Raw genomic sequence first — 26,195 nt, 5'->3', positions numbered from 1 at the left:
GGTATGGACACCGGGAGAGGTGGTTTCGTCAAGTCTCGTTTCGCTTTCCCGGGGCAGGCAGCAGCGCGGAAATGGTTTTCTCCGTCTGTGCCAAAGTGGCGATGAACTTGCGTGCCAGCACCGATGCGGGCTGATGCTTGGCGCGAATCGCGTGCACTGCAAAATCGATGCGCGGCGTAAGCGGCCGCACGATCACCTGCGATCTGTCATAGGCTGCGGCCGTGTACTGATCGACCACGGCAACGCCCGCGCCGCGGGAAACCAAGGAAAGCGCGATCTGGTTGGTCTTGACCTCCACGATGGGCTGCAGCTCAACTCCGGCGAGTTTCAGTCCGGAACTGACCGCCGCGCCCAGAGGATCATCGTTGCGCAGGCCGATGAAGGGATGCCTGCGGAACCAGTCGAATTTCACACTGGCGGGGACTCGATTCTCCATGGACTTCGGAAAAATGCCGTAGAATTGGGCGCCGGCGACCAGCTGCAATTCCAGCCCGGGATGCGGCTGCACGTCGAAGCCGATTCCGATATCCACCTCGTGATTGAGCACAACGCGGACGAGATCGGAATACTGCCGGGTTTCGACCTCGAAGCTGACATCGGCATGCTTCTGGCGGAAGCGTGAGATCGCCAGCGGCACCAGATCGATGCACAGCGCCGGTGCCGCGGCGATGCGCAGATGCCCGCTGGTGGCGGCGCCGAGATTGCGCGACAGCTTGCGCAGGTTTTCCAGGCCGCTGACGATGCGCTCGCTCTCGGCATGCAGCACCTGGCCTTCGCGGGTGGGAATGAGCCGGCCTTTGACGCGGTCGAACAGCTTGTAGCCGAGCTGGTCCTCGGCACGCAGCAGCAGGCGGGTGGCCGCTGGCTGCGAGATGTTGAGCAGCTTCGCGGCGGCCGTAATCGTTCCTGTCAGCATCACCGCATGAAAGACTTCCAAATGACGCAGCTGCATTCTTGATTTCCCCCCAACAGGCGGGCGCATCCTAGCGTTGTCCGGGCGCAAGCCCAAGAGGCGGCATTACATTATGTTATAGGGCTTGCGCCGATCCGCAGTGGCAGATCGCCGCGGCGATGCCTAGCTTGGCCTCAAGAGCCGGCGATGACCGCGGGCACAGCGCGGAGGGCGGCATGGACGTCGTCGTAATCGGATCTGGTGTGGTGGGGATGACGACCGCCTGGCGGCTGGCGCGCGAAGGCCATCGCGTCACCGTGCTGGATCGGGCCGCCACGACAGCGCAGGGCGCCAGCCATGCCAATGGCGCGCAGCTCAGCTATTCCTACGTCGCGCCGCTGGCTTCGCCATCGGTGTGGTTCGATCTGCCCAAGCTGCTGCTGCATCCCGACTCGCCGATGCGCTTCCGGCCGGGCTTTGATCTGTTTCAGTATCGCTGGCTGTTGAAGTTCCTCGCCGCCTGCACCAGGCGGGAAGCCCAGGCCACCACCGAAAAGCTGCTGCGGCTTGCCTATCTCAGCCGCGAGGTTCTGCATCAGGCCGGCGACATCCGCGGCATCGATTTCGCCTGGACGCGCGCGGGCAAGCTGGTGGTCTACAGCAGCGAAAAGGGATTGGCCGGCGCGCGCCTGCAGGTGGAGTATCAAAGCCGCCTTGGCAGCGTGCAGCAGGTGCTGGACCGCGACGGCTGCCTGCAGGTCGAGCCCTCCCTGCAAAACATCGCAAACCGGATCGTCGGAGGCGTCTATACCGCCGATGAGGAGGCGGCCGATCCCTATCGGCTCTGCATCGGCATCGAAGGCCTGCTGGCGGGCGGCAGCAGCGGTGTGCGCTTTGCCTATGGCCGCAGGGTCAAACGCCTGCTGCGCGCGGGCAGCAGGCTGCTCGGCGTGGAAACCGAAGGCGGCGTTGTCGAAGGCGACGCCTATATCCTGGCGGCGGGCGTCGCCAGCCGGCGGCTGGGGCTGACGGCGGACCTTGATCTGCCGATCTATCCGATCAAGGGCTACAGTCTGTCGCTGCCGATCGCCAACGACGATGCCGCGCCGCGCGTCTCGGTGACCGATACGGCGCATAAGGTGGTCTATGCGCGGCTGGGCAAGCAGTTGCGCGTCGCCGGCATGGCCGATCTGGTGGGCGAAAGCGGCGAGATCGATCCGGACCGGCTGGCGCAACTGACGCGTCAGGCGCGCGAGACTTTCCCGACAGCCGCCACCTGGCAGCAGCTCACGCCCTGGACCGGCCTGCGTCCGGCCACGCCGAAGGGGCTGCCCATTCTCGGCGAGAGCGGCATCGACAATCTGCTGCTCAATGTCGGCCACGGCGCGCTCGGCTTCACCCTGGCCTTTGGTTCGGCCGAAGTGATGGCAGCACAGCTTGCCGGCCGCCCGCTGCCGGTGCCGGCGGAGGATTTCAGCCTGAAAGCGGCTTAGTCAGCCACGGCCTAGTAGGCTGCAGCGTAATACGTGCGGCTCGGGCGGGCCGAGCGGCGCAGCAGCCGCGAGACGGTGGCCAGGAAGACCTCTTCCGAAAAACTCGGCCCGAAGCTGGCATCGACGTCTTCCATGCCCGACGTGCCGCCGATCATCACTACAGGTGTTTCCACATAAGGTGCGTATTGTCGCAGCGATTGCAGAAAGTCCACGCTGGACATGCGCAGCGCCTTGCGCGCGACGATGATGAGCGAGATGGGATGTGCAATCAGAACCTGCAGGCCGGCAATCCCATTGATGGCATGATGCACCTCATGGCCGGCCTCGCTCAGGAAATCGCCGATATCGGCCGCTGTGGCCATATCGTTATCAACGAGAAGGATGGACGCCATTACTGTTGAACCTGCTAAAAATACGCTCCAGGGAAAAATGGCGGCCCGCCCCCCGTCTCGACAGTTAATTAACGATAACCTGCCCGTTTGGCGGAGACGCCTTCAGCGCAGATTGTGAAGCATCGCGCGCGCGGCTGGCGCATCGGCTATGCTGCGGCCCATCACGCCCGCTGCGGATGCCGTCTGGCGAACCAGCGCGGCATTGTCTGGCGCCGTGCTGCCATCGGCCAGAAGGGTGTTGTTCTCAAAACCGATGCGTGCATGACCGTTCAGTCCCAGCGCGGTCAGCGCGCAGGCCGATTCGCGCGGCCCGAATGCGCAGACAGCAAACAGGCCGTCGCTTTCGCTCCAGTTTTCCAGGAAAGGCAGCAGGTCGATGGGATCGGAAACCTGGCCCTTCGTATAGCGGCCCAGCACGAACAGCACGAAATGCCTATCGCCCGGCACGATGCCGCGCGCCTTCAGGTCATGGAAGCGCTGCAGATCCTCCGCCGAATAGAGGATGTACTGCATCATCACGTCAGCCTTGTAGAGCTCGCTTAAGAAAGCGGCCGCATCCGTTTCAGCGGCTTCGTCGGGGATGATTTCCCGCACCGCCAGCGAACAGGCTTCCGGCATCAGCGCGCGCATCGCCGCCATCTGTTCATGGCGGTTATAGATGCCGGCCGCTTCCGAGGTGGCCTGGATGATCAGCTGCTCGCCGGCTTCGCGCCGCACGGCCTTGATCGCGTCCCGATAGAGATCGGCATCCAGCGAATGGCGGCCATCCGCCTGGCGCACATGCAGATGGATCATGGCGGCGCCGGCGGCGGCGCAATCGGCTGCGCAGCGGCCGAGTTCGTCAGCGGTCAGCGGCACGGCTGGGTGGTCGCTCTTGACCTTGCGGGCGCCGTTCGGAGCAACGGCAATGATGGCGGGCTTCATCAGGCAATGCTCTTCAATGCGGCTTCGACGGAATCGCCCAGGCGTTCGACGATGATATCGATATCCTGCTTCTGGCAGATGAAAGGCGGCGCCAGCAGAACGTGGTCGCCATGCTTGCCATCAATGGTGCCGCCCATCGGGTAGACCATCAGGCCGCGCGCCATCGCTTCCTTCTTGATGCGGGCATGCAGCTTCAATGATGGATCGAACACCGACTTGTCGGCGCGGTCCTTCACCAGCTCGATGGCCTGGAACAGGCCGCGGCCGCGGATATCGCCGACATGGCGGTGATTGCCGAACCGCTCGGTCAGCCGCTCGTTCAGATGGATGCCCATCGCTTTGACATTGTCGAGCAGGTTGTCGCGCTGGATCACCTGCTGCACCGCCAGAGCCGCCGCACAGACCATCGGATGGCCGAGATAGGTATGGCCATGCTGGAAGAAGCCGGAGCCGTTCTTGAAGGCATCGAAAACATGCTGGCCCAGCAGCACGGCGCCGATCGGCTGATAGCCGCCGCCCAGGCCCTTGGCGATGGCCATGATGTCGGGCGAAACGCCTTCCTGCTCGCAGGCATGCAAGGTGCCGGTGCGGCCCATGCCGCACATCACTTCATCGAGGATCAGCAGCACGCCGTATTTGTCGCAGATTTCGCGGATGCGTTTGAAATAGCCCGGCGCGGGCGTGATCGCGCCCGAGGTCGCGCCGCCCACTGTTTCGGCGATAAAGGCGATGACGCTGTCCTTGCCGAGTTCCAGGATCTTGGCTTCCAGCTCGTCGGCGGCGCGCTTGCCATAAGCCTCCAGGCTCTCTTCCGGCCGGCGCTCGCGATATTCGAAGCAGGGCGCGATGTGATGCGCCTCGATCAAAAGCGGCGCGAATTGCTGGCGCCGCCATTCATTGCCGCCGACGCTCAGCGCGCCCAGCGTATTGCCGTGGTAGCTCTGGCGGCGGGCGATGAAATGCCGCCGCTGCGGCTCGCCGCGCTCGACATGATACTGCCGCGCCATCTTCAGCGCGGCCTCCACGGCTTCCGAGCCGCCGGAGACATAATAGACATGGCTGATCCCGGCCGGTGCGGTCTGCACCAGATATTCGGCCAGCTTCTCGGCCGGCTCGGTGGTGAAGAAGCTGGTATGGGCATAAGCCAGCTTGCCGGCCTGTTCCTGCATGGCGCGGGTTACGTCCGGATGGCCATGGCCAAGGCAGCTCACCGCCGCGCCGCCGGAGGCGTCGATGTAACGCTTGCCGGCGGCATCCTCGATATAGATCCCCTGGCCGCCGACGGCGACCGGATATTCGTGATTGATGACGCGATGCAGGATGCGGGTGCTCATGAGGATATCCTTTTGCGGGAGCTTTTGGATGCCGTCCAGAAAGTGCCGAAGGCATTGAGTTGATCCTCGGCATTCCGGATGGCAAAGAGCGCGGTTTCGCCGGCGCGCGCGGCAACCAGTGCGATCAGGGTTTCGGCCGTGGCAAAAGCCGGCGTGATCGCATGGAAGAAGGATGGCGTTTCCGTCGGCACCAGCAGGCATTCGTGCGCGGCCTTGGCCAGCGGCGAAACCCGGCTGTCGGTGATGGCGATGATCCTGGTATCGCGCGCCGATGCATAACGGACCCGTTCGATTGTCGCCGTCGCATAAGGCGCGACACTGACGGCCAGCAATACATCCTCCGCGCCGATATGGCGCAAAGGATCGATGCCGGTATCGCCGGCGCCGTCCAGCAGCACGCCGTTATCGCGGAACAGGCTGTAGATGTAATGCGCGTGAAAGGCGACCGCATGGCAGGAGCGGGCGCCCAGAAAATGCACCCGCCGCGCTTTTTCGATCAGCTTGGCGGCGGCGATCAGCCCGGCAATGGCTTCGTCGTCGTGGCAATCGGCGATCTGCTCGGCGACATTCCAGCCGATCTGCGCCGCCAGTCCGGCATCGCCGCTTTGCTGCTGGCGCTGCTGCAGGCGGCCGGCGCGGTCGCTGAAGCCGACCGGCGAGGGGCTGGTGCGACGCAGCAGGCTGGCATGCTGGTCGCGGAAATCCTGGTAATCCTTAAAACCAAGCTGGCGCGCGAGCCGGGTCATGGTCACCGGCGGCACCCCGGCGCGGCGGGCCTGCTCGCGCATCGACAGCAGGGCGACGTCTTCAGGATGATCGAGCGCGAAACGCGCTGCGGCCTGCAATTGCGGCGGCAGGCTTTCGAAGGCGGCGGCGATGCGGTCGGCCAGGCGGTCCGGGCTCATGGCTGTCATAGAACCCTATTCCGCCAGCCCATGCAACAAATGATTCTTAATAATTCAATATGAAACAATCGTTCCATATCCTGCTTTGCTGAAAGCGATAAAATCTGCTTATAGTCAGGCCGCCAGTGTTGTGAGTTTTTCTATGGCCGATCTCCGTAATCTCGAAACCTTCGTCTGGGTCGCCCATCTGGGCGGCTTCCGCGCGGCTGCCGACAAGCTGAACGCCACGCAGCCGGCGGTGTCGCAGCGCATTGCGCTGCTGGAAGCCGAACTCGGCGTGAAGCTGTTTGATCGCGAGCCGCGCGGCATCTCGCTGACGCCGAAGGGCCGCGAATTGCTCGGCTATGCCGAGCGCATGGTGCAGCTGCGCGCCGACATGATGCAGGCGGCCCGCGAAAAGCATGCCATGCGCGGGGTGGTGCGCCTGGGCGTGGCGGAAACCATTGTGCATACCTGGCTTGCCAAGCTGATCGAGCGCATGCACGCCGTCTATCCGGCGCTTACGCTTGAGATCGAGGTCGACATCACCCCGGTGCTGCGCGAGCGCCTGCTGGCGCATCAGCTCGACATCGCCTTCGTGCTCGGACCGATCAGCGAGCCGCGGATGAAGAATGTGGCGCTGTCGAGCTACCCGCTGGCCTGGGTGGCGAGCCCGGCTCTGGACCTGGGGCCTGAGCCGGTGGCGCTGTCTGCGCTCGCGCGCTGGCCGATCATCACCTATCCGCGCAACACGCGGCCTTATACGGCGATCCGCGAGATGATGACGCGCTCGGATTTCCCGCAATTGCGCATGTACGGCAACGCCTCGCTGTCCACCATCGTGCGCATGACGCTGGACGGGATCGGGGTTTCCGCGATCCCGCCGGTGGTGATCCGCCGCGAACTGGCGGAAAAGCGGCTGCGCATCGTCGATGCCGAGCAGACGCTGGGCGATCTGAATTTCCACGCCAGCTATCCGGTGAAGCCGGACAGCTACATGGCGGAGGCGGTTGTCGAGATTGCCCGCGAGGTCACCGAAGCGGAAAGCAAGCGGCGCGGCAGGCGCTGACCGATCCGGCGCGGCTTACGACAGCGTCGTCTTGTCCGGCAGCGGAATCGCCGTGGTGTATTTGATCTGCTCCATGGCGAAGCTGGCCGAGACATCCGACAGGCTGATCTCCTTGATCAGCCGCTTGTAGACGCGGTCGTAATGGGCGATGTCGCGGACCAGGATCTTCAGCAGGTAATCGAGATCGCCGCTCATCCGGTAGAATTCCACGACTTCCGGTATCTTGCGCACGGCCCTGGCGAAGGCATCCAGCCATTCATGGGTATGCTGGTTGGTGCGCACGGCGACGAATACTGTCACGCCGCAGCCGGCCAGCACGGGATCGAGCAGCGCGACGCGTTTGCGAATCACGCCGGCCTCTTCCAGCCGCTTCACCCGCCGCCAGCAGGCATTGGTCGACAGGTTCACGCTCTCCGCCAGCTCGTTAAGCGACTGGCTGGCATCCTCCTGAAGCGCGGCAAGGAGTCGCAGATCGGTGCGGTCGAATTCGAGCATGGTAGCCGTTTGTGTGAAATTTTCCCATCAATACGCCGTAAAGCATCAGGAGTTTGGGAAAATTTCGGCGAATCACAAGGATATTCTTCGCCAAATCATCAATCTGGCGAGGAGTCACATGTTCGCACGTCTTTTTACCGATCATCCGCGCAGCGTCGGCGAGACTTATGGCGAGCATGCCCTGATGGCCCTGAATTTTTCTCTGCGCATGCTGCTCGCCAGCATCGCCTGTCTTATTCATGCCGCAATTCCGGGCTTATTTACGAAGACCGGCAGCACCATCATTACGGGGCTGCATCACGACATGGTCTTGCATCGCCAGCGCAAGAAGACGCCGCAGGTTGAGCAATCGGCAGTAGTCAATCGCTAAAGTCTGCCTCGCACATCGGCTGATTGCATTTAATATGGGCTGATAAGCGTTTCTTATCGCTCCTCATCCGAACTCCCAATTGGACAGCTGCGCTCTGGTCATGCTCGATAGCCAAATCGTCATGACACGGGGAGTAGTTGTTCATGAATGCTGTTGCCGCGCAGCAAGGTCTTCGTATTTTCCCAACCGGCCGCGAAGCACGCCTTGCCGTGCGCCGCAATGAGCATCGTGGCCCGACCGCCGGCATCGCGCCGGGTTATGTGCAGGGCAATCTCGCCATCCTGCCCAAGGCCCTGGCCGACGATTTCTTCCGCTTCTGCCAGTTCAATCCCAAGCCCTGCCCGCTGCTGGCCGCTTCCGAGCCCGGCGATCCGCGCCTTCCGGCGCTTGGCGATGACGTCGACATCCGCACCGACATTCCGCTCTACCGCATCTGGCGCAACGGCGAGATGGTGGCCGAAGTCACCGATCTCATGGATGTCTGGCGCGACGATCTCGTCGCTTTCCTGATCGGCTGCTCGTTTTCCTTCGAAGAGGCGCTGGTCGAGGACGGCATCGAGCTGCGCCATATCGCCTGCGGCACCAACGTGCCGATGTGGCGCACCAATATCCAGACCCGACCCGCCGGCGTGTTCCACGGCCCGATGGTCGTGTCGATGCGTCCGATGAAGCCGGCGGATGCGATCCGCGCCGTGCAGATCACCTCGCGCTTCCCGGCCGTGCATGGCGCGCCGGTGCATATCGGCAAGCCCGAGATGATCGGCATCAAGGACATCATGAAGCCCGATTACGGCGATCCGGTCGAAGTCAAGGACGACGAATTGCCGGTCTTCTGGGCTTGCGGCGTCACGCCGCAATCGGTGATCGCCGCCGCCAAGCCGGATTTCTGCATCACCCATGCGCCCGGCTACATGCTGGTCACCGATCTGAAGAACAGCCGTTTATCGATTCTGTAAGTTCACTAACCTAAAGGGGAAGAGAAATGAGCAAGTTGAAGATGCTGGCACTGGCCAGTGCGATGGTGGTCGGCATGGCCGGCGCCGCCGTTGCACAGGATATGCCCAAGACGCCGCTGAAGGTCGTCGGCGCTTGGGGTAACCTGAGCCAGTACAAGAATTTCGAGCAGCCCTTCTGGACCAAGGAAGTGCTGGAGAAGTCGGGCGGTGCGATCACCGCTGAAATCACCCCGTTCAACGAAATGGGCCTGAAGGGCGCGGAAATCTTCCGCCTGATGCGCCTCGGCGTCATCGACTTCGGCTCCACCGTGCTCGGCTACGTCGCCACCGACGACGCCCGCAACGAAGCCGTCGACCTCGCCGGCCTGTCGCCGGACGCGGACATCGCCCGCAAGGTCTCGGATGCCTACAAGCCGGTCTATGACAAGTTCTATGGCGAGCGCTTCGGCATCAAGGTGCTCGGCATCTGGCCGTATCCGGCGCAGGTTCTGTTCTGCAACGGCGAGATCAAGGGTCTGGCCGATCTCAAGGGCAAGAAGGTCCGCACTGGCAACCGCACGCTGGCGGAATTCGTCGAGGCCTTCGGCGGCACCGGCGTGACGCTGGCCTTCAATGAAGTCGTGCCCGCCCTGCAGAACAAGGTCGTCGACTGCGCCATCACCGGCACGCTGTCGGGCAACTCGGCCAAGTGGCATGAAGTCTCCACCCACATCTACGCGCTGCCGCTGGGCTGGAGCCACGTCATGCATGCCGTGAACATCAAGACCTGGCAGAAGCTGGATCCGAAGGTGCGCACTTTCCTCGAGAAGGAGATCGCCGGTCTTGAGGACCGCATCTGGAAGGCCGCTGCGGAAGAGACCCAGCAGGGTTACGACTGCAACGCCGGCAAGGACACCTGCACCATGGGCACCAAGGCCAGCATGACGATCGTGCCGGTTTCCGATGCCGACAAGGCTCTGCTGAAGAAGGCGATGAGCGAGGTGGTTCTGCCGAAATGGGCGGCCCGCTGCCCGGGTGACTGCGTCCAGGCCTGGAACGACAGCATCGGCAAGGTGGTCGGCCTGACCGCCTCCGCCAAGTAAGTCCCTGTCCCGGCGAGGCCCTTTTATTCCAGGGCCTCGCCATTTTTTTCCTGTAAGATTGGTTCCCATGATCCTGCTCGATCGCTGGCTCGGCCTCGCCGACCGCTTCTCTCGCTACGCCATCTGGTTCGGCGGCGCCCTGGTGCTGGCCTCGGCCATCCTGGTCTCCGTCGACGTCCTGATCCGCAAGCTGTTCCTGATCTCGATGGGCGGCGCCGATGAGTTGTCCGGTTATGCCTTCGCGATCGGCACGACCTGGGCTTTGGCTTTCACCTTGCTGCGTCGCGCCAATGTGCGGGTCGATGCGCTGTATACCCGCCTGCCGCAGCCGGTTTGCGCCGTGCTTGATATCGCGGCCTTGATCTCGCTTGGCCTGTTCATTGCCCTGCTGACCTGGCAGGCTTGGTCCGTGCTGGATACGTCGCTGGCTTTTGATGCCCGTGCCACCACGCCGCTCGCCACGCCCCTGTGGATGCCGCAGATCCTGTGGCTGCTCGGCCTCATCCTGTTCATGTTCACCCTGATTCCCCTTCTGCTGCGCGCTTTCTTCGCCCTGCTGGGTGGCGATCTTGCCACTGTGCGCCGTCTTGCCGGCGCCCGCACGATCGAAGAAGACGCCGCCGATGAAGCGGCCCATACCGCGTCCCTCAAGCCGCTGGATTGATTACATGCTTGCCACCTCTTTGATTCTTCTGCTCGTCCTGCTGGCTTTGGCGCTGCCGGTTGCCGCCGCGCTCGGCGTGCTCGGTCTGCTGCTCGACAAACTCTATTCCCAGATGCCGCTGACCCTGGCGCTGGGCGAGGTCGCCTGGGCGTCGTCGAAGGACTTCCTGCTCGTCTCGATCCCGATGTTCATCCTGCTGGGCGAGATCCTGCTGCGCGCCGGCGTGGCGGAGCGGATGTACGATTCCATGGTGAAGTGGCTGTCCTGGCTGCCGGGCGGCCTGATGCATTCCAATATCGGCGCCTGCGCGGTCTTTGCCGCCACCTCCGGCTCTTCTGTGGCCACCGCGGCGACAGTGGGCACCGTGGCTTTGCCGCTGGTGCAGAAGCACGGCTATAACGAGCGCCTCTTCCTCGGCACGCTGGCGGCCGGCGGCACGCTCGGCATCCTGATCCCGCCGTCGATCAACATCATCATCTATGCGGTGCTGACTGATACCTCGATCCCGAAGCTGTATCTGGCCGGCATCATTCCGGGTCTTGGCCTGGCGCTGCTGTTCATGGCGATGGTCGTGATCTTCTGCATGATCAAACCCTCATGGGGTGGTGCCAAGCTGAGCGCCTCCTGGGGCGAACGCATCCGCAGCCTGGTCGATCTGGTGCCGCCGTTCGGCATCTTCCTGGTCGTGGTCGGCTCGATCTATGCCGGTCTGGCGACGCCGACTGAGGCCGCTTCGCTCGGCGTGGTCGCCGCGCTCGGCCTTGCGGCTGCCTATCGCAGGCTGTCGTTTGCGATGATGAAGGAAGTGCTGGAAAACACCATGCGCACCACCGCGATGGTGATGCTGATCATCGTGGCTGCCTACTTCCTGAACTTCGTGATCTCGGCCATCGGCCTGACCACGATGCTGACAAACTACATTGCCCAGCTCGGCCTGTCGCAGTGGCAGATGCTGATCGCCGTGGTGATCTTCTATCTGATCCTTGGCTGCTTCATGGAGACGCTGTCGATGATGATCACGACGATCCCGATCGTCGCGCCGGTGATGTTCGGTCTCGGCTTCGATCCGATCTGGTTCGGCATCATCCTCATCATCCTGATCGAGATGGCGCTGATCACGCCGCCGGTCGGTCTCAACCTCTTCGTGGTGCAGTCGCTGCGCACCAAGGGCACGCTGAACGACGTCATCATCGGCTCGGTCCCCTTCGTGCTGACGATGATCATTTCGATCGTGCTTTTGGCGGTCTTCCCCGAACTTGCATTGTGGCTGCCGAAGACTTTCGGTTAATCGAGGATATCGAGCGTGCTGACATTTGATCGCTTCTGGCAGGACAAGCGCGACCGCGTCGCGGTCGAGATCGATACGCTGATCGTGGCCGGCTGGGCCGGCCGCGACATGCATGCCATCGAGCATCATATCGAGGAACTGGCCGCCATCGGCGTGCCGCGTCCCTCCGCGGTGCCGCTGTTCTATCGCATCGGCACCGGCCAGCTGACGCAGACCACGCATCTGCAGGTGCTGGGCCCGGATACTTCGGGCGAGGTCGAGCCGGTGATCGTCAGCATGGCCGATGGTCTGTGGGTCGCGATGGGTTCCGACCATACAGACCGCAAGGCGGAAGCCGCCGGCGTGGCGCTGTCCAAGCAGCTCTGCTCGAAGGTGGTCGGCACCGGTCTGTGGCGCTACGATGAGGTCCAGCCGCACTGGGATCAGCTGATCCTGCGCTCCTGGGCCACCATTGACGGCAAGCGCGTCCTCTATCAGGAGGGCGCGGTGTCGTCCTTGCGCAGCCCCGACGACCTGATGACCCGCTATCGCAACGAGGCTTCGCTGCCGCCCGGCACCCTGATGTTCGGCGGCACGCTCGGCGCCATTGGCGGCATCCGTCCGGCCAGCCGCTTCGAGATGGAGCTGGAAGATCCGGTTCTGGGCCGCAAGCTGACGCACGGCTACGACATCGAGGTCTTGCCGGTTGTGGCCTGAGCCGCCTCGGTTTATGGAAGCGGTATGAGCGCCTATCCGCAAATCCGCTCCTTCGGCGATACCGGTTTCAGCATCGAATTCGGTGAAGGCATCGACCGTGGCATCAATGCCATGGTCATGGCCTTGCATGCCGCTTTGCACGATGCCCATCTGCCGGGCGTGATCGAGACGATCCCCTCCTTCCGGGCCCTGCTGGTGCAGTATGACCCGCTGGTGGCGACGCGCGCCGAGCTGGAAGAGAAGGTCCGCGCCATGCTGGCCGATCTCAAGCCTGCCGCCCGCGTCGGCCGGCTCTGGCGCCTGCCGGTCTGCTACGCGCCCGATCTCGGCCCCGATCTCGCCGAAGTCGCCGAGCGCTGCAAGCTCACGCCGGATCAGGTGATCGCCGCGCATGCCGGCGGCCGCTATTTCGTCTACATGCTCGGCTTCATGCCGGGGCTTGCCTATATGGGCGGCCTCGATGCCCGGCTGCATCTGCCGCGCCGCTCGTCGCCGCGCACCAAGGTGCCGCAAAGCTCGGTGGCGATCGCTGAATCGATGACCACGATCTATCCGTGGGAAAGCCCGGGCGGGTGGCATTTGATCGGCCGCACGCCGCTGAGGCTGTTCGAAGCCTCGCGTGAGGAACCCATTCTGCTGGCCGCCGGCGATGAAGTGACCTTTGCGGCGATCTCGCAGGATGATTACGCAGCCATGCTGCGTCAGGTGGAGCAGGGCAGCTTCGACTATGCCGCCCTGCAGGTGAAGTCATGAGCGCGGGCACGCTGGATATTATTGCGCCGGGCCTGATGACCTCGGTGCAGGATCTTGGCCGCTATGGCCATCAGGCGCTTGGCATGCCGGTGGCTGGCGCTACCGATCCGCTCGCCTTCCGGCTGGTCAACCGGCTTGTCGGCAACGAGGAAAATACCGGCGCGCTGGAAATCGGTTATCTCGGCCCGACTTTCACGGTGAATGCCGATGCGGTGCGCGTGGCTTTCGGCGGTGCGGCCAAGCTGACGTTGCAGCCGGCCGGCGGCGGCGATGCCCGCCCGGTCAAGCCCTGGCGTTCGGTTCTGCTCAAGCGCGGCGACCGCCTGGCCATCGGTGCGGTGGAAGACGGCAGCGTCGCTTACCTGGCCATTGAAGGTGGCTTCGCGATTGCGCCCTTCATGGGCAGCTTTTCGACCTATATGCGTTCCGGTCTGGGCGGTTTCCAAGGCCGTGCCTTGCAGGCGGGCGACCGGCTTCCGCTCAATAAGGTTGCGCAGGAAGGCGATGAGCGCGAACTGGCCGATGTCATCGATTACGGCAGCGGCCCGGTCCGCGTCGTGCTCGGTCCGCAGGAAGACCGCTTTACCGAAAAAGGCATCCAGACTTTCCTCTCGGCGACCTATACCGTCACCAAGGAAGCCGATCGGATGGGCATCCGCCTCGACGGCGAGGTGATCGAGCATACCAGGGGCGCGGATATCGCCTCCGAAGGCGTGGTCAGCGGCTCGATCCAGGTGCCGGGCAACGGCAAGCCGATCATCCTGATGGCCGACCGCCAGACCACCGGCGGCTATACCAAGATCGCCACCGTGATCTCTGCCGACCTGCCGCGGGTGGGCCGCATGAAGCCGGGCGATACGCTGACCTTCACCGCGATCTCGGTGGCCGAGGCCGAGATGATCCGCCGTGAGCAGGAAAAAATGCTCAAGCGCCTGGCGGACGGCATCCGCACCGCCTTGCCCGATGTCTATCTCGACTTGAATGCCCTATATACGCAGAACCTGATCAGCGGCATGGTCGACGCCTGTAGCGGCGAGTGAAAAACGCCAGAGGGAAACACCAGCGGGAAACACCAGCGGGAAACACCAGCGGGAGAAGGGTGTGACGATGAAGGTCAATCTGAACAGTGATCTCGGTGAAAGCTTCGGCGCCTGGAATATGGGGGACGATGCGGCGATGCTCAGCGTCGTGACCTCGGCCAATGTCGCCTGCGGCTTTCATGCCGGCGACTGGGTGGTGATGCAGAACACCGTGGCGGAAGCCGTGAAGAACGGCGTCTCCATCGGCGCCCATCCGTCCTATCCCGATCTGCAGGGCTTTGGCCGCCGCCCGATGACCATGAGCAACAAGGAAGTCGAGGCGCTGATCGCCTATCAGGTCGGCGCGCTGATGGGTGTCGCCGCCACCCGCGGCGCCAAGGTCACCCATGTGAAGCCGCATGGCGCGATCAACAACAAGGCCGCTGTGGATGCCGACCTCGCCGCCGCGATCGCCCGCGGCATCGCCGGCGTATCCAAGGATCTGATCTTCCTGGCGCCGGCCGGCTCGGCCATGGTCGAGGCGGCCGCGAAAGCCAATCTGCCGGTGGCCCAGGAAGTCTTCGCCGACCGCAATTACGACGACGAGGGCAACCTCGTGCCGCGTGGCCAGCCGAATGCCATGGTGCACGACAACGACGAGGCGCTGAACAACGTGCTGCGCATGGTTCAGGAGCGCGCCATTGTCTCGGTGAACGGCAAGCGTATTCCCTGCAATGTCGATTCGATCTGCGTGCACGGCGACAGCGCCGGCGCGGTGTCGATGGCCCGCCATATCCGCGCCGGGCTGGAGAAGGCCGGGGTGAAGATCGTCACCCTGCCCGAGATGCTCGCCTGATCCGATGCCGACCTGACGGGGCGCAGGGTTAAGACCCGCGCCCCGCTTGACGCCGCCCCCCGCCGCCCGGCAAGACTTCCCGGCCAGACGATATGTCCGCCGCGAAGGCGAGCAGGGGGCGAGCATGCCGAACCAGAAACCCAGAAAGCCGGACAAAAAACCGGAAAAGCGCAGCCGCCAGCCGGATGTGACGCGCCGCAATATCCTTGATGCGGCGCTGTATGAATTTGCCGCCAAGGGCCTGGCCGGCGCCCGGGTGGACGAGATCGCCGCGCGGTCCGGCGCCAACAAGCGCATGATCTACGAGTATTTCGGCAACAAGGAAGGCCTGTGGCTGACCGTGCTGGAACGCGCTTATGAGAAGATGCGCGAGGAGGAACACGCCATCGACGTTGCCCGCATGCCGCCGCGCGAGGGCATGCGTTATCTCATGGAATTCAATTTCAAATTCTGCTCGCGCAATCCGGAATTCATCGCGCTGCTCAATGCCGAGAACCTGCACAAGGCCGGCTACCTGCGGCATTCCAAGAAGATCCAGCAGCTTTACACGCCGCTGCTGGTGGTCATCCAGGACCTGCTTGAACGCGGCGTCAAGGAAGGCGTGTTCCGCAAGGGCGTTGATCCGGTCGAGCTGTATACCACCATCGCGGCGCTCGGCTTCTTCTACTTCTCCAACGTGCACACGCTGTCGACCATCTATGGCCGCAACCTGTTGAGTCCGAAGCAGCAAAAGGCCCGCATGGAGCATTCGGTCGAGGTCATTCTCGGCTATCTGCGGCCTTGAACGGTCTCCTGGCACCCCTTGGGCGAACCCTTGGAAGGTCACAGGCGAAACGCCAATTTCGTAACTGACCAGTTACTTCTCCGTTGACAAGAGCGGCGGGCGGCGAAATGCTGTTGCCAACGGCCACAAAGATGGTCACGCAACGGAGGAAAAACGCCATGGCAGGCAGTATCGTGTCTCGTGCCGCAATCGCTGGCTTTGTGCTGGGCGCAGTCAGCCTGAGCCTCCCGGCTCCGGCCCAGGCAGAGTGGAAACCGACCAAGCCGATCACCATCGTTGTACCCTGGGCGGCCGGCGGCTCCACCGACCAGGTGATCCGCGTCACCGCCAGCGAGCTTGAAAACGCGCTTGGCCAGAAGGTTGTCGTGGTCAACCAGCCCGGCGCCTCGGGCTCGATCGGCACCAAGAGCGTGCTGGAAGCGGCCAAGGACGGCTATACCTGGGCTTCGGGCGCGGCGAAGGATGTCGGTACCTATGCGGTCTCCGGCCTGCTCGACACCAAGATGGACGATTGGCATTTCTATCTCACCGTTGCCAATCAGTCGGTCGTCAGCGTGAATCCCAATTCGCCCTACAAGACGCTGAAGGAATTGATCGACGCGATGAAGGCCAAGCCGGGGCAGATCTCGATCGCTACGGCGGGCGTGAATTCATCCGGTCACTTCGGCTCTGAAGCCTTGGCGCGCGGCGCGGGCGTCACCTACAAACACGTTTCCTACGATGGCGGCAATCCCGCGGTGATCGCCACTGTCTCGGGCGAGACGGAGGTCACCACCCAGCTTGGCGTCGAGCAGGTCGAGATGATCCGCGCCAAACGTCTGCGTCCGCTGGCGGTGCTGGCCGACAAGCCGCTGGAGATCGAAGGCATGGCGCCGATCGAGCCGGTGACCAAGACGCTGCCGAACTTCCGTACCGAGACCAACTATTTCGGCATCTTCGTGCCGAAGGGCGTGCCGGCGGAAGTCACGGCCACGCTCGACAAGATCTGGGCCGAGAAGATGAAGAATTCGGCCGCGCTGAAGAAATACGCCACCGAAAAGGGCGCGCTGTTCGACCCGCAGTACGGCGAAGCCGCCAAGAAGGCGGCCTTCCCGGCGATCCAGGGCGCTGCCTGGATTCTGCAGGAAGGCGGCAAGGCGAAGGTCTCACCCGACACCGTCGGCATCCCCAAGCCGTAACTGCGTGAATGAGCCTGGCCGCCCGGCGCGCACCGGGCGGCCGCTTCGTGTCAGGAGAATCTTCGATGGATGCGACGCCTCAGGATGACAAGCCATCGCCGCGCGCCGATCTGTGGGCGGGCGTCTTCTGGATTCTGTTCGGACTTGCCATCGTCTGGGGCAGCTGGGCGATGGACCGCCTCGCGCATCTGCAGGTCACCATCTATACGATCCCGGGCCTGCTGCCCGGCATTCTCGGCGCCTCCATCGCCTTCATGGGCGTGATCCTGGCGAGCCGTGCCATCCGCGCCGGTGCGCTGGCGCCGCGTCAGCGCCGGTCTTTCATTCCGTCTCAGCATTGGCGGCTTGCTGTATCCCTGGGCTGGTCGCTCATCTATGCCGGCGCGCTGATCAAAAGCCTGCTGCCCTTCTGGCTGGCGACCGCGATCTATATCGCCGTCTTCGTCGTCATCTTTCAGTACGAAGAGCGCCGTGCGAAAGGCCAGCTTGCGCGTGGCATCCTCATTGCCGTCGTGCATGGCCTGCTGTCAGGCCTGATCATCCAGTATGTGTTCGAGGATCTCTTCCTCGTGCGTCTGCCTTGAATGTGAACTGAGCAAGTTGCCATGTTGGACGGTCTGATCGGCTTCGCCACTTCGATAGCCACATTCTCTACGCCGCAGATCATCTTTTACGCGCTGGCCTCCACCCTGCTTGGCGTCATCATCGGCGCACTGCCAGGCCTCACTGCCACGATGGGCGTCGCGCTGATGACGACGATGACGCTCAAGCTGCAGCCGGGAGAGGCGCTGCTGATCCTGATCTGCACCTACGTTGGCGCCATTTATGGCGGCAGCCGCAGCGCCATCCTGCTCAACATTCCCGGTACGCCGGCTTCGGCGGCCTCCTGCCTTGACGGTCACGCGCTGGCCAAGCAGGGCCTGGCTGGCCGTGCCATGGGTATTGCGACCTCAGGCTCGGTGCTCGGCACCTGGATTGGCATGTTCTTCCTGGCGCTGTTCACGCCGGTGCTGGGCGAGATGGCGTTGAAATTCGGCGCCTATGAATTCTTCTGGCTTGCTGTTTTCGGCGTGGTGATTTCGGGCAATCTCACCGGCACCGATCCGCTGAAAGGCTGGATCGCCGGCTTCATCGGGCTGTTCATCGCCTGCATCGGCCAGGAAGGCATGTACGCCTATGACCGCTTCACCTTCGGCATTCACGACCTTTCCGGCGGCATTGCGCTGATCCCGGCGCTGGTCGGCGTCTTCGGCTTCGCCGAGGTGCTCAGCGTGATGAAGGACAAGCCGGCGAAGTTCGTGGTGAATGCATTCGATTCCGTCATCCCGAAAATCGGCGACGTGCTGCAGTACTGGCGCACCGTCATCCGCTCGGGCCTGATCGGCACCTTTGTCGGGATTGTCCCCGGCGTGGGCGAGGATGTTGCCGCCTGGAGCTCCTATGCCGCCGCGCGCCGCGCCAGCAAGGAGAAGGAGAAATTCGGCAAGGGCTCGGTGGAGGGCCTGATGGCCGCCGAAACCGGCGACAATGCCTGCGTGCCGGGTTCGGTCATTCCCGTGCTGACGCTTGCCGTGCCGGGTTCCGCGCCCGCCGCCGTTCTGCTGGCGGCGATGATGATCCATGGCGTGCGGCCCGGGCCGCTGATCATGGTCGAGAATCCGCAATTCGTATACGACGTCGTCGCCATGATGCTGATGGCGTCCATCGGCATCCTGTTCTATGGCCTGACGCTCACCAGGCTGCTGGTGAAAGTGCTCACCGTCCCCCGGCCGATGATCATGCCGGTGATCTTCGTGCTTTGCGCCGTCGGTTCCTATGCCATTGCTTCGCGGCCGTTCGACATTATCGTGATGCTGGCTTTCGGCATCATCGGTCTGATCCTGCGCGGCCTGAATTATCCGATGGCGCCGCTGGTGCTCGGTATCGTGCTGGGCGATCTGCTGGACAAAAGCCTGCGCCGCGGCCTGACCCTGTCGGATGGCGATCTTACGCCCTTCTTCACCCGCCCGATCAGCTTCGTGATCTTTCTGCTGGTTGCGGTGACCGTGCTGATGAGCGTGCCGCCGGCACGGCGGGCCTTCGGTGCCGCCACCGGCCTGCTGCTGCGGCCGTTCCGCCGCCGCGTGCTGTAGGGCGTGATTGACGATGCGCCGGCCCGGCCCTAGGATAAGTAACTGATTGGTTACTTCTCATGAGAATAGCGCTCTGCAACGAAGTCCTGGCCGGCATGCCGTTTGAGGCGCAATGCGCCTATGCGGCCTCGCTCGGCTATGACGGCTTGGAGGTTGCGCCGTTCACTCTGGCTGAAGATCCGCTCGCCTTGACCACAAACGAATGCCGCGTGCTGCGCCGCGCGGCGGAAGAGGTAGGCATTGCCATCACCGGCCTGCATTGGCTGTTGGTTGCGCCGAAAGGCCTGTCGCTCACCGATCCGGACCCGCCAACCCGCCGCCGCACCATCGAGGCGATGAAGCGGCTATGTGGCCTCTGTGCCGAATTGGGCGGACGGTACCTGGTGCATGGCTCCCCGGCCCAGCGCCGCCTGCCCGAGCGCGACATCCATGCGCCGAAGGGCTGGGCACTGGAGGCTTTCCGCAAGGCCGCCGAGGCAGCGGAAGAGGCCGGCGTGATCTACTGCCTTGAGCCGCTGTCGCGTCAGGAGACCAATTTCGTCAATACCGTGGCCGAAGCGATCGGCATCGTCGAAGGCATCGGCAGCAATCATTTCTGCACCATGATCGACTGCTCGGCGGCCGGGCTGACGGAAGAGCAGTCGGTGCCCCAGTTGATCGACGAATGGATGCCCAGCGGCCTGATCCGCCATATCCAGGTCAACGACCCGAACCGCCGCGGCCCCGGCCAGGGCGAGATGGATTTCGCCCCGATCCTCGCCGCGCTGAAGCGCAACAACTATCAGGGCGATATCGGCGTCGAGCCGTTCGAATACGTGCCTGACGGTCCCGGCGTGGCCGAGCACAGTATCCGCTATCTGCGCCGCATCCTGGAGGCGCTGCCATGACGGCGCCGGTCTTCCGCATCCGGGAGATCGCGCTTTATGAGCGTTTGGTGCATCTGCGCCTGCCGTTCCGCTTCGGCGTGATTACGCTGACCGAGGCGCCGCAGGCTTTTGTGCGCTTGCGCATCGCGTTGCCGGATGGCCGCGAGGCCTGGGGCTCTGCTGCCGAACTGATGGTGCCGAAATGGTTCGACAAGGACCCGGCTTTATCGAACGAGCAGAATTTTGCCCAGCTTCGCCAATCCCTGCAGAATGCCGTTGCCGCCTATTGCGCGGACATAACGCCGCGCAGCGCGTTCGGCCACTCCGCCATGCATCATCGCGCGCTGGTGAAGCAGGGCGCAGGGCAGGGGCTGAACGCCCTGGTCGCCAGCTATGGCCCGGCCTTGCTCGACCGCGCGGTGATCGACGCACTTTGCCGTCTGCATGGCCTGCCGTTTGCCGCAGCCTTGCAGCAGAATCTTTTCGGCATCGATGTGGCGCTGACGCCGGACCTTGCCGGTTTTGATCTCAATGGTTTCCTGAAATTGCTGCAGCCGGCCTCGCAAATCGCCGCGCGCCATACCGTCGGCATGCTCGACGCGCTGGCCGAGGCCGACCTGCCGGCGGCAGGACGCCTGAATGACGGCCTGCCCGAAACTCTGGAAGGCGCCATCGCTGCCTATGGCTTGCGCTATTTCAAGCTGAAGGTCGGGGGCAACCTGTCGGATGACCTAAGCCGCCTCAAGGCCATCGCGGCCGTGCTGGATCGCCATGCGGCGCCGTATCAGGCCAGCCTCGATGGCAACGAGCAGTATGACGATGCCGATGGCATCGCTGCGCTGTGGCAGGCGATGCAGGCGGAGCCGGCTTTGCAGAATCTCTGCCGCTCGATTCTGTATATCGAGCAGCCGATCAGGCGCGTCTCGGCTCTGTCCAGGCCGCTCGGTCGCTTCGGCCAGGATGTGCCGGTCATCATCGATGAATCGGATGCCGATTACGATGTCTTCCCGCAGGCGCGCGATCTTGGCTATCGCGGCATCTCGTCCAAGACCTGCAAAGGCGTCTACCGGGCGGTGCTGAATGCCGCCCGCTGCAAGGCCTGGGGCGAAAGCTACTTCATTACCGGAGAGGACCTCACCTGCCAGGCCGGCCTCGCGCTGCAGCAGGATCTGGCGCTGGTTGCCGTGCTGGGCCTGACGCATGTCGAGCGCAATGGCCATCATTTTGTCGATGGCTTCGGCTTTGCGCCGCTCTCCGAACAGGCTGCCTTTCGCGCCGCGCATCCTGATCTTTACGGCGATCACCAGGGCCGCGCGCGTCTGGCTATCCGAAACGGCCAGATCGCGCTGGGCAGTCTTCTCGCCGCACCCGGCTTTGCCAGCGCCGCAGAACCCGATTGGGCCACGCTCGCGCCCATGCCTCATTCCGCCTTTGCCAATAAGGAAGCATCATGAGCAAGGAAATCCGCCTCGGCATCATCATGAACGGCGTCACCGGACGCATGGGCATGAACCAGCACCTTATCCGCTCCATCGTGGCGATCCGCAAGGATGGCGGGGTATTGCTCAAGGATGGCCGCCGCGTCATGCCCGATCCGATCCTGGTCGGCCGCAATATCGACAAGGTGGCCCAGCTCGCCCGGCAGTATGGCATCCAGCGCTATACCGACGATCTCGACGGCGCGCTGAAGAACAGGGACGACACGCTGTTCTTCGACGCCGCCACCACGCAGCTCCGCGCCGATCTGCTGAAAAAGGCGATGGCAGCCGGCAAGGACATTTATTGCGAGAAGCCGATCGCCGAAACGCTCGACAGCGCCATGGAGCTGGTCAAGGCCGCCAAGCAGCACGGCGTCAAGAACGGCGTGGTGCAGGACAAGCTGTTCCTGCCGGGCCTGCAGAAGATGAAAATGCTGATCGACAGCGGATTCTTCGGCCAGATCCTCTCCGTGCGTGGGGAGTTCGGCTACTGGGTCTTCGAAGGCGACTGGCAGCCGGCGCAGCGGCCGTCCTGGAATTATCGTCTGAAGGACGGCGGCGGCATCATCCTCGACATGCTCTGCCACTGGCGCTACGTGCTCGACAACCTGTTCGGCAATGTCAAAAGCGTTTCTTGTCTCGGCGCCACCCATATCCCGCAGCGCTGGGACGAAAACGGCAAGCCCTACAAGGCGGATGCCGACGACGCGGCCTATGCCACCTTCGAACTGGAAGGCGGCGTGATCGCCCAGATCAATTCCTCTTGGGTGACCCGCGTGCGGCGCGACGATCTGGTCACCTTCCATGTCGATGGTACGCTCGGCTCCGCCGTGGCCGGTCTGCATAAATGCTTCATCCAGCCGCGCGCGGCGACGCCGAAGCCGGTGTGGAATCCGGACATTCCGCAGACCATCAATTTCTTTGAGACCTGGCAGGAAGTTCCCGACAACCAGGTCTATCCGAACGGCTTCCGCGCCCAGTGGGAGATGTTCATCCGCCATCTCATCGACAACGAGCCGTTCAAATGGACCCTGCTCGAAGGTGCGAAAGGCGTGCAGCTGGCGGAAGCGGGCTTGAAGAGCTGGAAGGAACGCCGCTGGATCGATCTGCCGGAATTGAAGGTCTGAAATGACGACGCTCAATCTCCCCATCAGCGCCGGCAAGCTGGCGCCCTATACGCTGAAACAGCCGAAGGCCTTTCCCGCCACCAAGCCGCCCTTCAGCCGCGTTGCCTTCGCTGCCGCCCATGTCGTGGCCGATCCCCTGGCCGACCACGACCCCTGGCTGACCCCGGCGATTGACTGGGAGCGTACCATCGCCTTCCGTCAGCACCTCTGGTCGCTGGGCTTTGGCGTGGCCGAAGCGATGGATACCGCGCAGCGCGGCATGGGGCTGGAATGGAAGGATGCGCTGGAGCTGATCCGCCGCTCGCTCGATGCCGCGAAAGATGTGCCCGGCGCGGTGGTCTTCTCGGGCGCCGGTACCGATCATCTGCCGCCCGGCCCGGATGTGACCATAGACAAGGTGATCGCGGCCTACGAAGAGCAATGCGCTGCGATTGAAAAGCTTGGCGGCCGCATCATCCTGATGGCCTCGCGCGCGCTTACCGCCTGCGCCAGATCGCCCGATGATTACGTCCAGGTCTATGGCCATATCCTGAGGCAGGTGAAGCAGCCGGTGATCCTGCATTGGCTGGGCGAGATGTTCGATCCGGCCCTGCTGGGCTATTGGGGCAAGGGCGACCATATGGCCGCGATGGAGGTCTGCCTCGACATCATTTCCGCCAATGCATCCAAGGTCGACGGCATCAAGATCTCGCTGCTGGACAAGGACAAGGAAATCACCATGCGCCGCCGCCTGCCCAAGGGCGTGCGCATGTATACCGGCGACGATTTCAATTATGCCGAACTGATCGCGGGCGACGAACAGGGCCATTCCGATGCGTTGCTCGGCATTTTCGATGCCATCGCGCCGGCCGCTTCGGCGGCTCTGGGCGCGCTCACTCGTGGCGATGAGAAGACCTTCCACGAGCTGCTGGCGCCTACCGTGCCGCTGTCACGCCACATCTTCAAGGCGCCGACCCGCTTCTACAAGACCGGCGTGGTCTTCATGGCCTATCTGAACGGCCATCAGGATCATTTCGTCATGGTTGGCGGCCAGCAGAGCACGCGCTCTGCGCTGCATCTGGCCGAACTGTTCCGCCTGGCCGATGCAGCAGGCCTGCTCAGCGACCCGGATCGCGCCGCCAGCCGCATGAAGGCGGTGATGGCCGTGCATGGGATCGCCGCATGAGCAAGCCCGGGCCGCTTTCGCTCAACACCGCCACGGTGAAGGAGCAATGGTCGCTGCAGCAATGCATCGAAGGCTGCGCGCGCCATGGCATTACCGGCATCTCGCCCTGGCGTGACAAGCTGGCGGAGTACACTACTGCGAAAGCGGCAAAACATATCCGCGATGTGGGACTGACTGTCACGGGGCTTTGCCGCGGCGGCATGTTCCCGGCGAAAGACGCGGCTGGGCGGAAGGCGGCAATCGAGGACAACAAGCGCGCCATCGACGATGCGGCGGCGCTGAATGCGCAATGCCTGGTGCTGGTCGTCGGCGGCATGCCGCAGGGCTCAAAAGACCTCGCTGGTGCCCGCGCCCAGGTGCAGGACGGCATCGCCGCAATCCTGGAACATGCCAGGGCCGCCGGCGTGCCGCTGGCGATCGAGCCCTTGCATCCGATGTATGCCGCCGACCGCGCCTGCGTGAACACGCTGGCCCAGGCGCTCGATATCTGCGATGCGCTCGGCTCGGGCCCCGATGACACGCATCTCGGCGTCGCCGTCGATGTCTACCACGTCTGGTGGGACCCGCAGCTCAAAAGCCAGATCGAGCGCGCCGCAAGACGGGTGCTGGCCTTCCATATCTGCGACTGGCTGGTGCCAACCACCGATTTGCTGCTGGACCGCGGCATGATGGGCGATGGCGTGATCGATATCCCCGCTATCCGCGCCATGGTCGAAGCCGTGGGCTATCGCGGCTTCTGCGAGGTCGAGATCATGTCGGCGAACACCTGGTGGAAGAAGGACGCAGACGAAGTGCTGCGCACCTGCATCGAGCGCCACCGGACAGTGGTGTAGCGCGCGCCATATACACATCCGACGCATAAACAATGTCATGCCCGGGCCGGCCCGGGCATCCACAGGTTCTTTGCAGGCGAAGAAGACAAGCATTCGTGAACGCCACGGCCAAGCCGCGGCATGGCGAAAAGCAGGGCTGCGGCAAGTCGCGGCCCATGGCCAGCACGAATCTTTTCCGACCATACAATACCCCCTGCAGTCCCGGATCAGGGTTGCCTGCCCGCCGATGCTGTTTTAATCGAGTTGCGGGTGGGAGGAATGATATGGATTCGAGCAAGGCCGGGGAGCAGGTGTCGGTCGGCGGTCTTCTGCGGTCCCGCTTCGATGTAAATGCGGTACCCAGCCGGGACCGCTATGATCTGTGGCGCGACAGCCTGAGTTGCATCTTCGACGTTTCACCGGGACCGATGGGGCGTCCGGGAACGGATTTCCAGGGCTTTGTCGAAGCTTTCCGTCTCGACAATATCGTTCTCGCCCATACTCGGACACGCGAGCAGAGCTGGCGCCGCAGCGCCCTTGAGATCGCCCGTGACGGCATGGATCATTATATGCTGCAGCTGTTCCTCGCAGGCGGCATGAGCTGGCAGCGGCATAAGGGAGGCGGCGAAATCGAACCAGGCGACATGGTGCTGTTCGATCTGTCGCAGCCCATGCACAGCGAAACCAGTGCGTTTTCGCACCTGTCTTTCATCCTGCCGCGTGGGCTTCTGGAGCCTTTGCTGAAAGCGTCGGATGACCATCACATGCGTCGTCTGACTGCGAAAGATCCCGCTGCGGCGGCGCTGCGCCAGGCATTGCTGCGCTTTCATGCCCTGGCGAAGGGCAACGATATCGAAGGCTGCCGGAAGGCATTGCCGAATCTGCTGAATCTGCTGGCCGTCTCGCTGGAGGGGGTGGACGGCGCGCATCTGAATACGGTGGCCTGGCGCCGATGGCAGATGGAGCGGCAGATCCATACCTATATCGACCAGCACCTGGCGGATCAGACGCTGGGCCCCGATGCCATATGCGACGCGCTGAACCTTTCGCGCAGCGCATTATATCGTCACTTCGGTGAAGACGGCGGGGTGATGCATTGTATTCGCGAGCGCCGGCTCTCCTTTGCCGTACGGCTTCTGCTGAAGGAAGCGGACTGCCCTGTCGGCGAAATCGCCCGTCGTACGGGTTTTGGCAGCGCCAGCGACTTCAGCCGCGTCTTTCGCCGCCATTTCGGGGTGGCGCCGCGACAGGTGCGGCAACGCTGGACAATCGAATATCCCGAACGCTGGCGCCTCGCGGTGCATCGTTATGCCCTCGACCGGGAATATGAAGCCTGGCTGCACCATCTGGCCGGTTGATCGCTCCGAAATCTCAACTTAGGGGCGTGGTTTATACGGCACGTCCCATGTGATTGCCTGCCTTTTGCCTGTTCCTAGGATGCAGCGCTCCATTCGCATTGCGGATGGTGGGATGCATCTATGGGTGA

At 63.3% G+C, this 26,195-nt stretch carries 27 protein-coding genes; 21 read left to right on the top strand and 6 right to left on the bottom strand.

The genetic code is table 11. From position 1 onward, the window contains the following. Nucleotides 1-28 precede the first annotated feature (28 nt). Nucleotides 29-952, bottom strand: coding sequence for a LysR substrate-binding domain-containing protein (locus Q0603_RS03430; protein ID WP_298722073.1), 924 nt, complete (start codon nucleotides 950-952; stop codon nucleotides 29-31). A gap of 176 nt (nucleotides 953-1,128) precedes the next feature. Here Q0603_RS03430 and Q0603_RS03425 point away from each other — a divergent pair, with 176 nt between their 5' ends. Then, complete coding sequence (locus Q0603_RS03425) at nucleotides 1,129-2,385, top strand: D-amino acid dehydrogenase (protein ID WP_298722070.1); 1,257 nt, start codon at nucleotides 1,129-1,131, stop codon at nucleotides 2,383-2,385. Between the two features lie 11 nt (nucleotides 2,386-2,396). On the opposite strand, the gene Q0603_RS03420 is transcribed toward Q0603_RS03425, so the two are convergent. The 4 genes from Q0603_RS03420 to Q0603_RS03405 all read right to left on the bottom strand — a co-directional run bounded on the left by Q0603_RS03420 (nucleotide 2,397) and on the right by Q0603_RS03405 (nucleotide 5,949). After that, nucleotides 2,397-2,747, bottom strand: a complete 351-nt coding sequence (locus tag Q0603_RS03420; RefSeq protein ID WP_298722067.1) for a response regulator — start codon at nucleotides 2,745-2,747, stop codon at nucleotides 2,397-2,399. A gap of 132 nt (nucleotides 2,748-2,879) precedes the next feature. Then, entirely contained in the window at nucleotides 2,880-3,701 is an 822-nt protein-coding gene (locus Q0603_RS03415) for a 3-keto-5-aminohexanoate cleavage protein (protein ID WP_298722063.1), read from the bottom strand. Then, a complete protein-coding gene (locus tag Q0603_RS03410) occupies nucleotides 3,701-5,035 on the bottom strand; it encodes an aspartate aminotransferase family protein (RefSeq protein ID WP_298722060.1) in 1,335 nt (444 codons plus the stop codon). The genes Q0603_RS03415 and Q0603_RS03410 overlap by 1 nt, the downstream gene beginning before the upstream one ends. Beyond that, a complete protein-coding gene (locus tag Q0603_RS03405; protein ID WP_298722057.1) occupies nucleotides 5,032-5,949 on the bottom strand; it encodes a MurR/RpiR family transcriptional regulator in 918 nt (305 codons plus the stop codon). The genes Q0603_RS03410 and Q0603_RS03405 overlap by 4 nt, the downstream gene beginning before the upstream one ends. Nucleotides 5,950-6,082: 133 nt before the next feature. Between Q0603_RS03405 and Q0603_RS03400 the strand changes: the two genes are divergently transcribed. Beyond that, on the top strand, nucleotides 6,083-6,988 hold the full coding sequence (locus Q0603_RS03400; protein WP_298722054.1) for a LysR family transcriptional regulator: 906 nt from the start codon (nucleotides 6,083-6,085) through the stop codon (nucleotides 6,986-6,988). A 15-nt stretch (nucleotides 6,989-7,003) separates the two neighbouring features. Here Q0603_RS03400 and Q0603_RS03395 read toward each other — a convergent pair whose 3' ends face one another. Next, nucleotides 7,004-7,483 carry an Lrp/AsnC family transcriptional regulator gene (locus Q0603_RS03395; RefSeq protein WP_298722050.1) on the bottom strand — a complete coding sequence of 160 codons (480 nt, stop codon included), beginning with the start codon at nucleotides 7,481-7,483 and terminating at the stop codon, nucleotides 7,004-7,006. On the opposite strand from Q0603_RS03395, the gene Q0603_RS03390 reads away from it, so the two are divergent. The 19 genes from Q0603_RS03390 to Q0603_RS03300 all read left to right on the top strand — a co-directional run bounded on the left by Q0603_RS03390 (nucleotide 7,482) and on the right by Q0603_RS03300 (nucleotide 26,067). Beyond that, nucleotides 7,482-7,853, top strand: coding sequence for a DUF6356 family protein (locus Q0603_RS03390; RefSeq protein ID WP_298722047.1), 372 nt, complete (start codon nucleotides 7,482-7,484; stop codon nucleotides 7,851-7,853). The genes Q0603_RS03395 and Q0603_RS03390 overlap by 2 nt on opposite strands. Before the next feature lie 143 nt (nucleotides 7,854-7,996). Further along, nucleotides 7,997-8,809, top strand: a complete 813-nt coding sequence (locus tag Q0603_RS03385; protein WP_298722044.1) for a putative hydro-lyase — start codon at nucleotides 7,997-7,999, stop codon at nucleotides 8,807-8,809. A gap of 26 nt (nucleotides 8,810-8,835) precedes the next feature. Further along, nucleotides 8,836-9,891 carry a TRAP transporter substrate-binding protein gene (locus Q0603_RS03380; protein ID WP_298722041.1) on the top strand — a complete coding sequence of 352 codons (1,056 nt, stop codon included), beginning with the start codon at nucleotides 8,836-8,838 and terminating at the stop codon, nucleotides 9,889-9,891. Between the two features lie 67 nt (nucleotides 9,892-9,958). Then, nucleotides 9,959-10,555, top strand: a complete 597-nt coding sequence (locus Q0603_RS03375) for a TRAP transporter small permease (protein WP_298722038.1) — start codon at nucleotides 9,959-9,961, stop codon at nucleotides 10,553-10,555. A 4-nt stretch (nucleotides 10,556-10,559) separates the two neighbouring features. Next, a complete protein-coding gene (locus Q0603_RS03370) occupies nucleotides 10,560-11,843 on the top strand; it encodes a TRAP transporter large permease (RefSeq protein ID WP_298722035.1) in 1,284 nt (427 codons plus the stop codon). Between the two features lie 15 nt (nucleotides 11,844-11,858). Further along, on the top strand, nucleotides 11,859-12,539 hold the full coding sequence (locus tag Q0603_RS03365; protein ID WP_298722033.1) for a DUF2848 domain-containing protein: 681 nt from the start codon (nucleotides 11,859-11,861) through the stop codon (nucleotides 12,537-12,539). Nucleotides 12,540-12,563: 24 nt separating this feature from the next. Further along, on the top strand, nucleotides 12,564-13,292 hold the full coding sequence (pxpB, locus tag Q0603_RS03360) for a 5-oxoprolinase subunit PxpB (RefSeq protein WP_298722030.1): 729 nt from the start codon (nucleotides 12,564-12,566) through the stop codon (nucleotides 13,290-13,292). Beyond that, nucleotides 13,289-14,332 carry a biotin-dependent carboxyltransferase family protein gene (locus Q0603_RS03355; RefSeq protein ID WP_298722026.1) on the top strand — a complete coding sequence of 348 codons (1,044 nt, stop codon included), beginning with the start codon at nucleotides 13,289-13,291 and terminating at the stop codon, nucleotides 14,330-14,332. Before pxpB ends, Q0603_RS03355 begins: the two co-directional genes overlap by 4 nt. 67 nt (nucleotides 14,333-14,399) lie before the next feature. After that, complete coding sequence (locus Q0603_RS03350) at nucleotides 14,400-15,167, top strand: 5-oxoprolinase subunit PxpA (RefSeq protein WP_298722185.1); 768 nt, start codon at nucleotides 14,400-14,402, stop codon at nucleotides 15,165-15,167. A gap of 124 nt (nucleotides 15,168-15,291) precedes the next feature. Continuing rightward, nucleotides 15,292-15,951, top strand: coding sequence for a TetR/AcrR family transcriptional regulator (locus tag Q0603_RS03345; RefSeq protein ID WP_298722023.1), 660 nt, complete (start codon nucleotides 15,292-15,294; stop codon nucleotides 15,949-15,951). 158 nt (nucleotides 15,952-16,109) lie between these two features. Continuing rightward, complete coding sequence (locus Q0603_RS03340) at nucleotides 16,110-17,129, top strand: tripartite tricarboxylate transporter substrate binding protein (RefSeq protein ID WP_298722021.1); 1,020 nt, start codon at nucleotides 16,110-16,112, stop codon at nucleotides 17,127-17,129. A gap of 65 nt (nucleotides 17,130-17,194) precedes the next feature. Further along, nucleotides 17,195-17,713, top strand: coding sequence for a tripartite tricarboxylate transporter TctB family protein (locus tag Q0603_RS03335; protein WP_298722019.1), 519 nt, complete (start codon nucleotides 17,195-17,197; stop codon nucleotides 17,711-17,713). Nucleotides 17,714-17,734: 21 nt separating this feature from the next. Continuing rightward, nucleotides 17,735-19,261, top strand: a complete 1,527-nt coding sequence (locus tag Q0603_RS03330) for a tripartite tricarboxylate transporter permease (RefSeq protein WP_298722017.1) — start codon at nucleotides 17,735-17,737, stop codon at nucleotides 19,259-19,261. Between the two features lie 59 nt (nucleotides 19,262-19,320). Continuing rightward, entirely contained in the window at nucleotides 19,321-20,148 is an 828-nt protein-coding gene (locus tag Q0603_RS03325) for a sugar phosphate isomerase/epimerase family protein (protein ID WP_298722015.1), read from the top strand. Then, on the top strand, nucleotides 20,145-21,581 hold the full coding sequence (locus Q0603_RS03320; protein WP_298722013.1) for an enolase C-terminal domain-like protein: 1,437 nt from the start codon (nucleotides 20,145-20,147) through the stop codon (nucleotides 21,579-21,581). The genes Q0603_RS03325 and Q0603_RS03320 overlap by 4 nt, the downstream gene beginning before the upstream one ends. Next, on the top strand, nucleotides 21,578-22,732 hold the full coding sequence (locus tag Q0603_RS03315; protein WP_298722011.1) for a Gfo/Idh/MocA family oxidoreductase: 1,155 nt from the start codon (nucleotides 21,578-21,580) through the stop codon (nucleotides 22,730-22,732). Before Q0603_RS03320 ends, Q0603_RS03315 begins: the two co-directional genes overlap by 4 nt. Nucleotide 22,733: 1 nt before the next feature. Next, nucleotides 22,734-23,897 carry a dihydrodipicolinate synthase family protein gene (locus tag Q0603_RS03310; protein WP_298722008.1) on the top strand — a complete coding sequence of 388 codons (1,164 nt, stop codon included), beginning with the start codon at nucleotides 22,734-22,736 and terminating at the stop codon, nucleotides 23,895-23,897. Further along, a complete protein-coding gene (locus tag Q0603_RS03305; protein ID WP_298722006.1) occupies nucleotides 23,894-24,730 on the top strand; it encodes a sugar phosphate isomerase/epimerase in 837 nt (278 codons plus the stop codon). Before Q0603_RS03310 ends, Q0603_RS03305 begins: the two co-directional genes overlap by 4 nt. 155 nt (nucleotides 24,731-24,885) lie before the next feature. Then, entirely contained in the window at nucleotides 24,886-26,067 is a 1,182-nt protein-coding gene (locus Q0603_RS03300; protein WP_298722003.1) for a helix-turn-helix domain-containing protein, read from the top strand. Nucleotides 26,068-26,195: the final 128 nt, after the last annotated feature.

Origin of the sequence: uncultured Ferrovibrio sp., assembly GCF_937960835.1 — a bacterium.
Taxonomy (GTDB): Bacteria; Pseudomonadota; Alphaproteobacteria; order Ferrovibrionales; family Ferrovibrionaceae; genus Ferrovibrio.
This window is presented reverse-complemented; position numbering and strand designations above follow the sequence as displayed.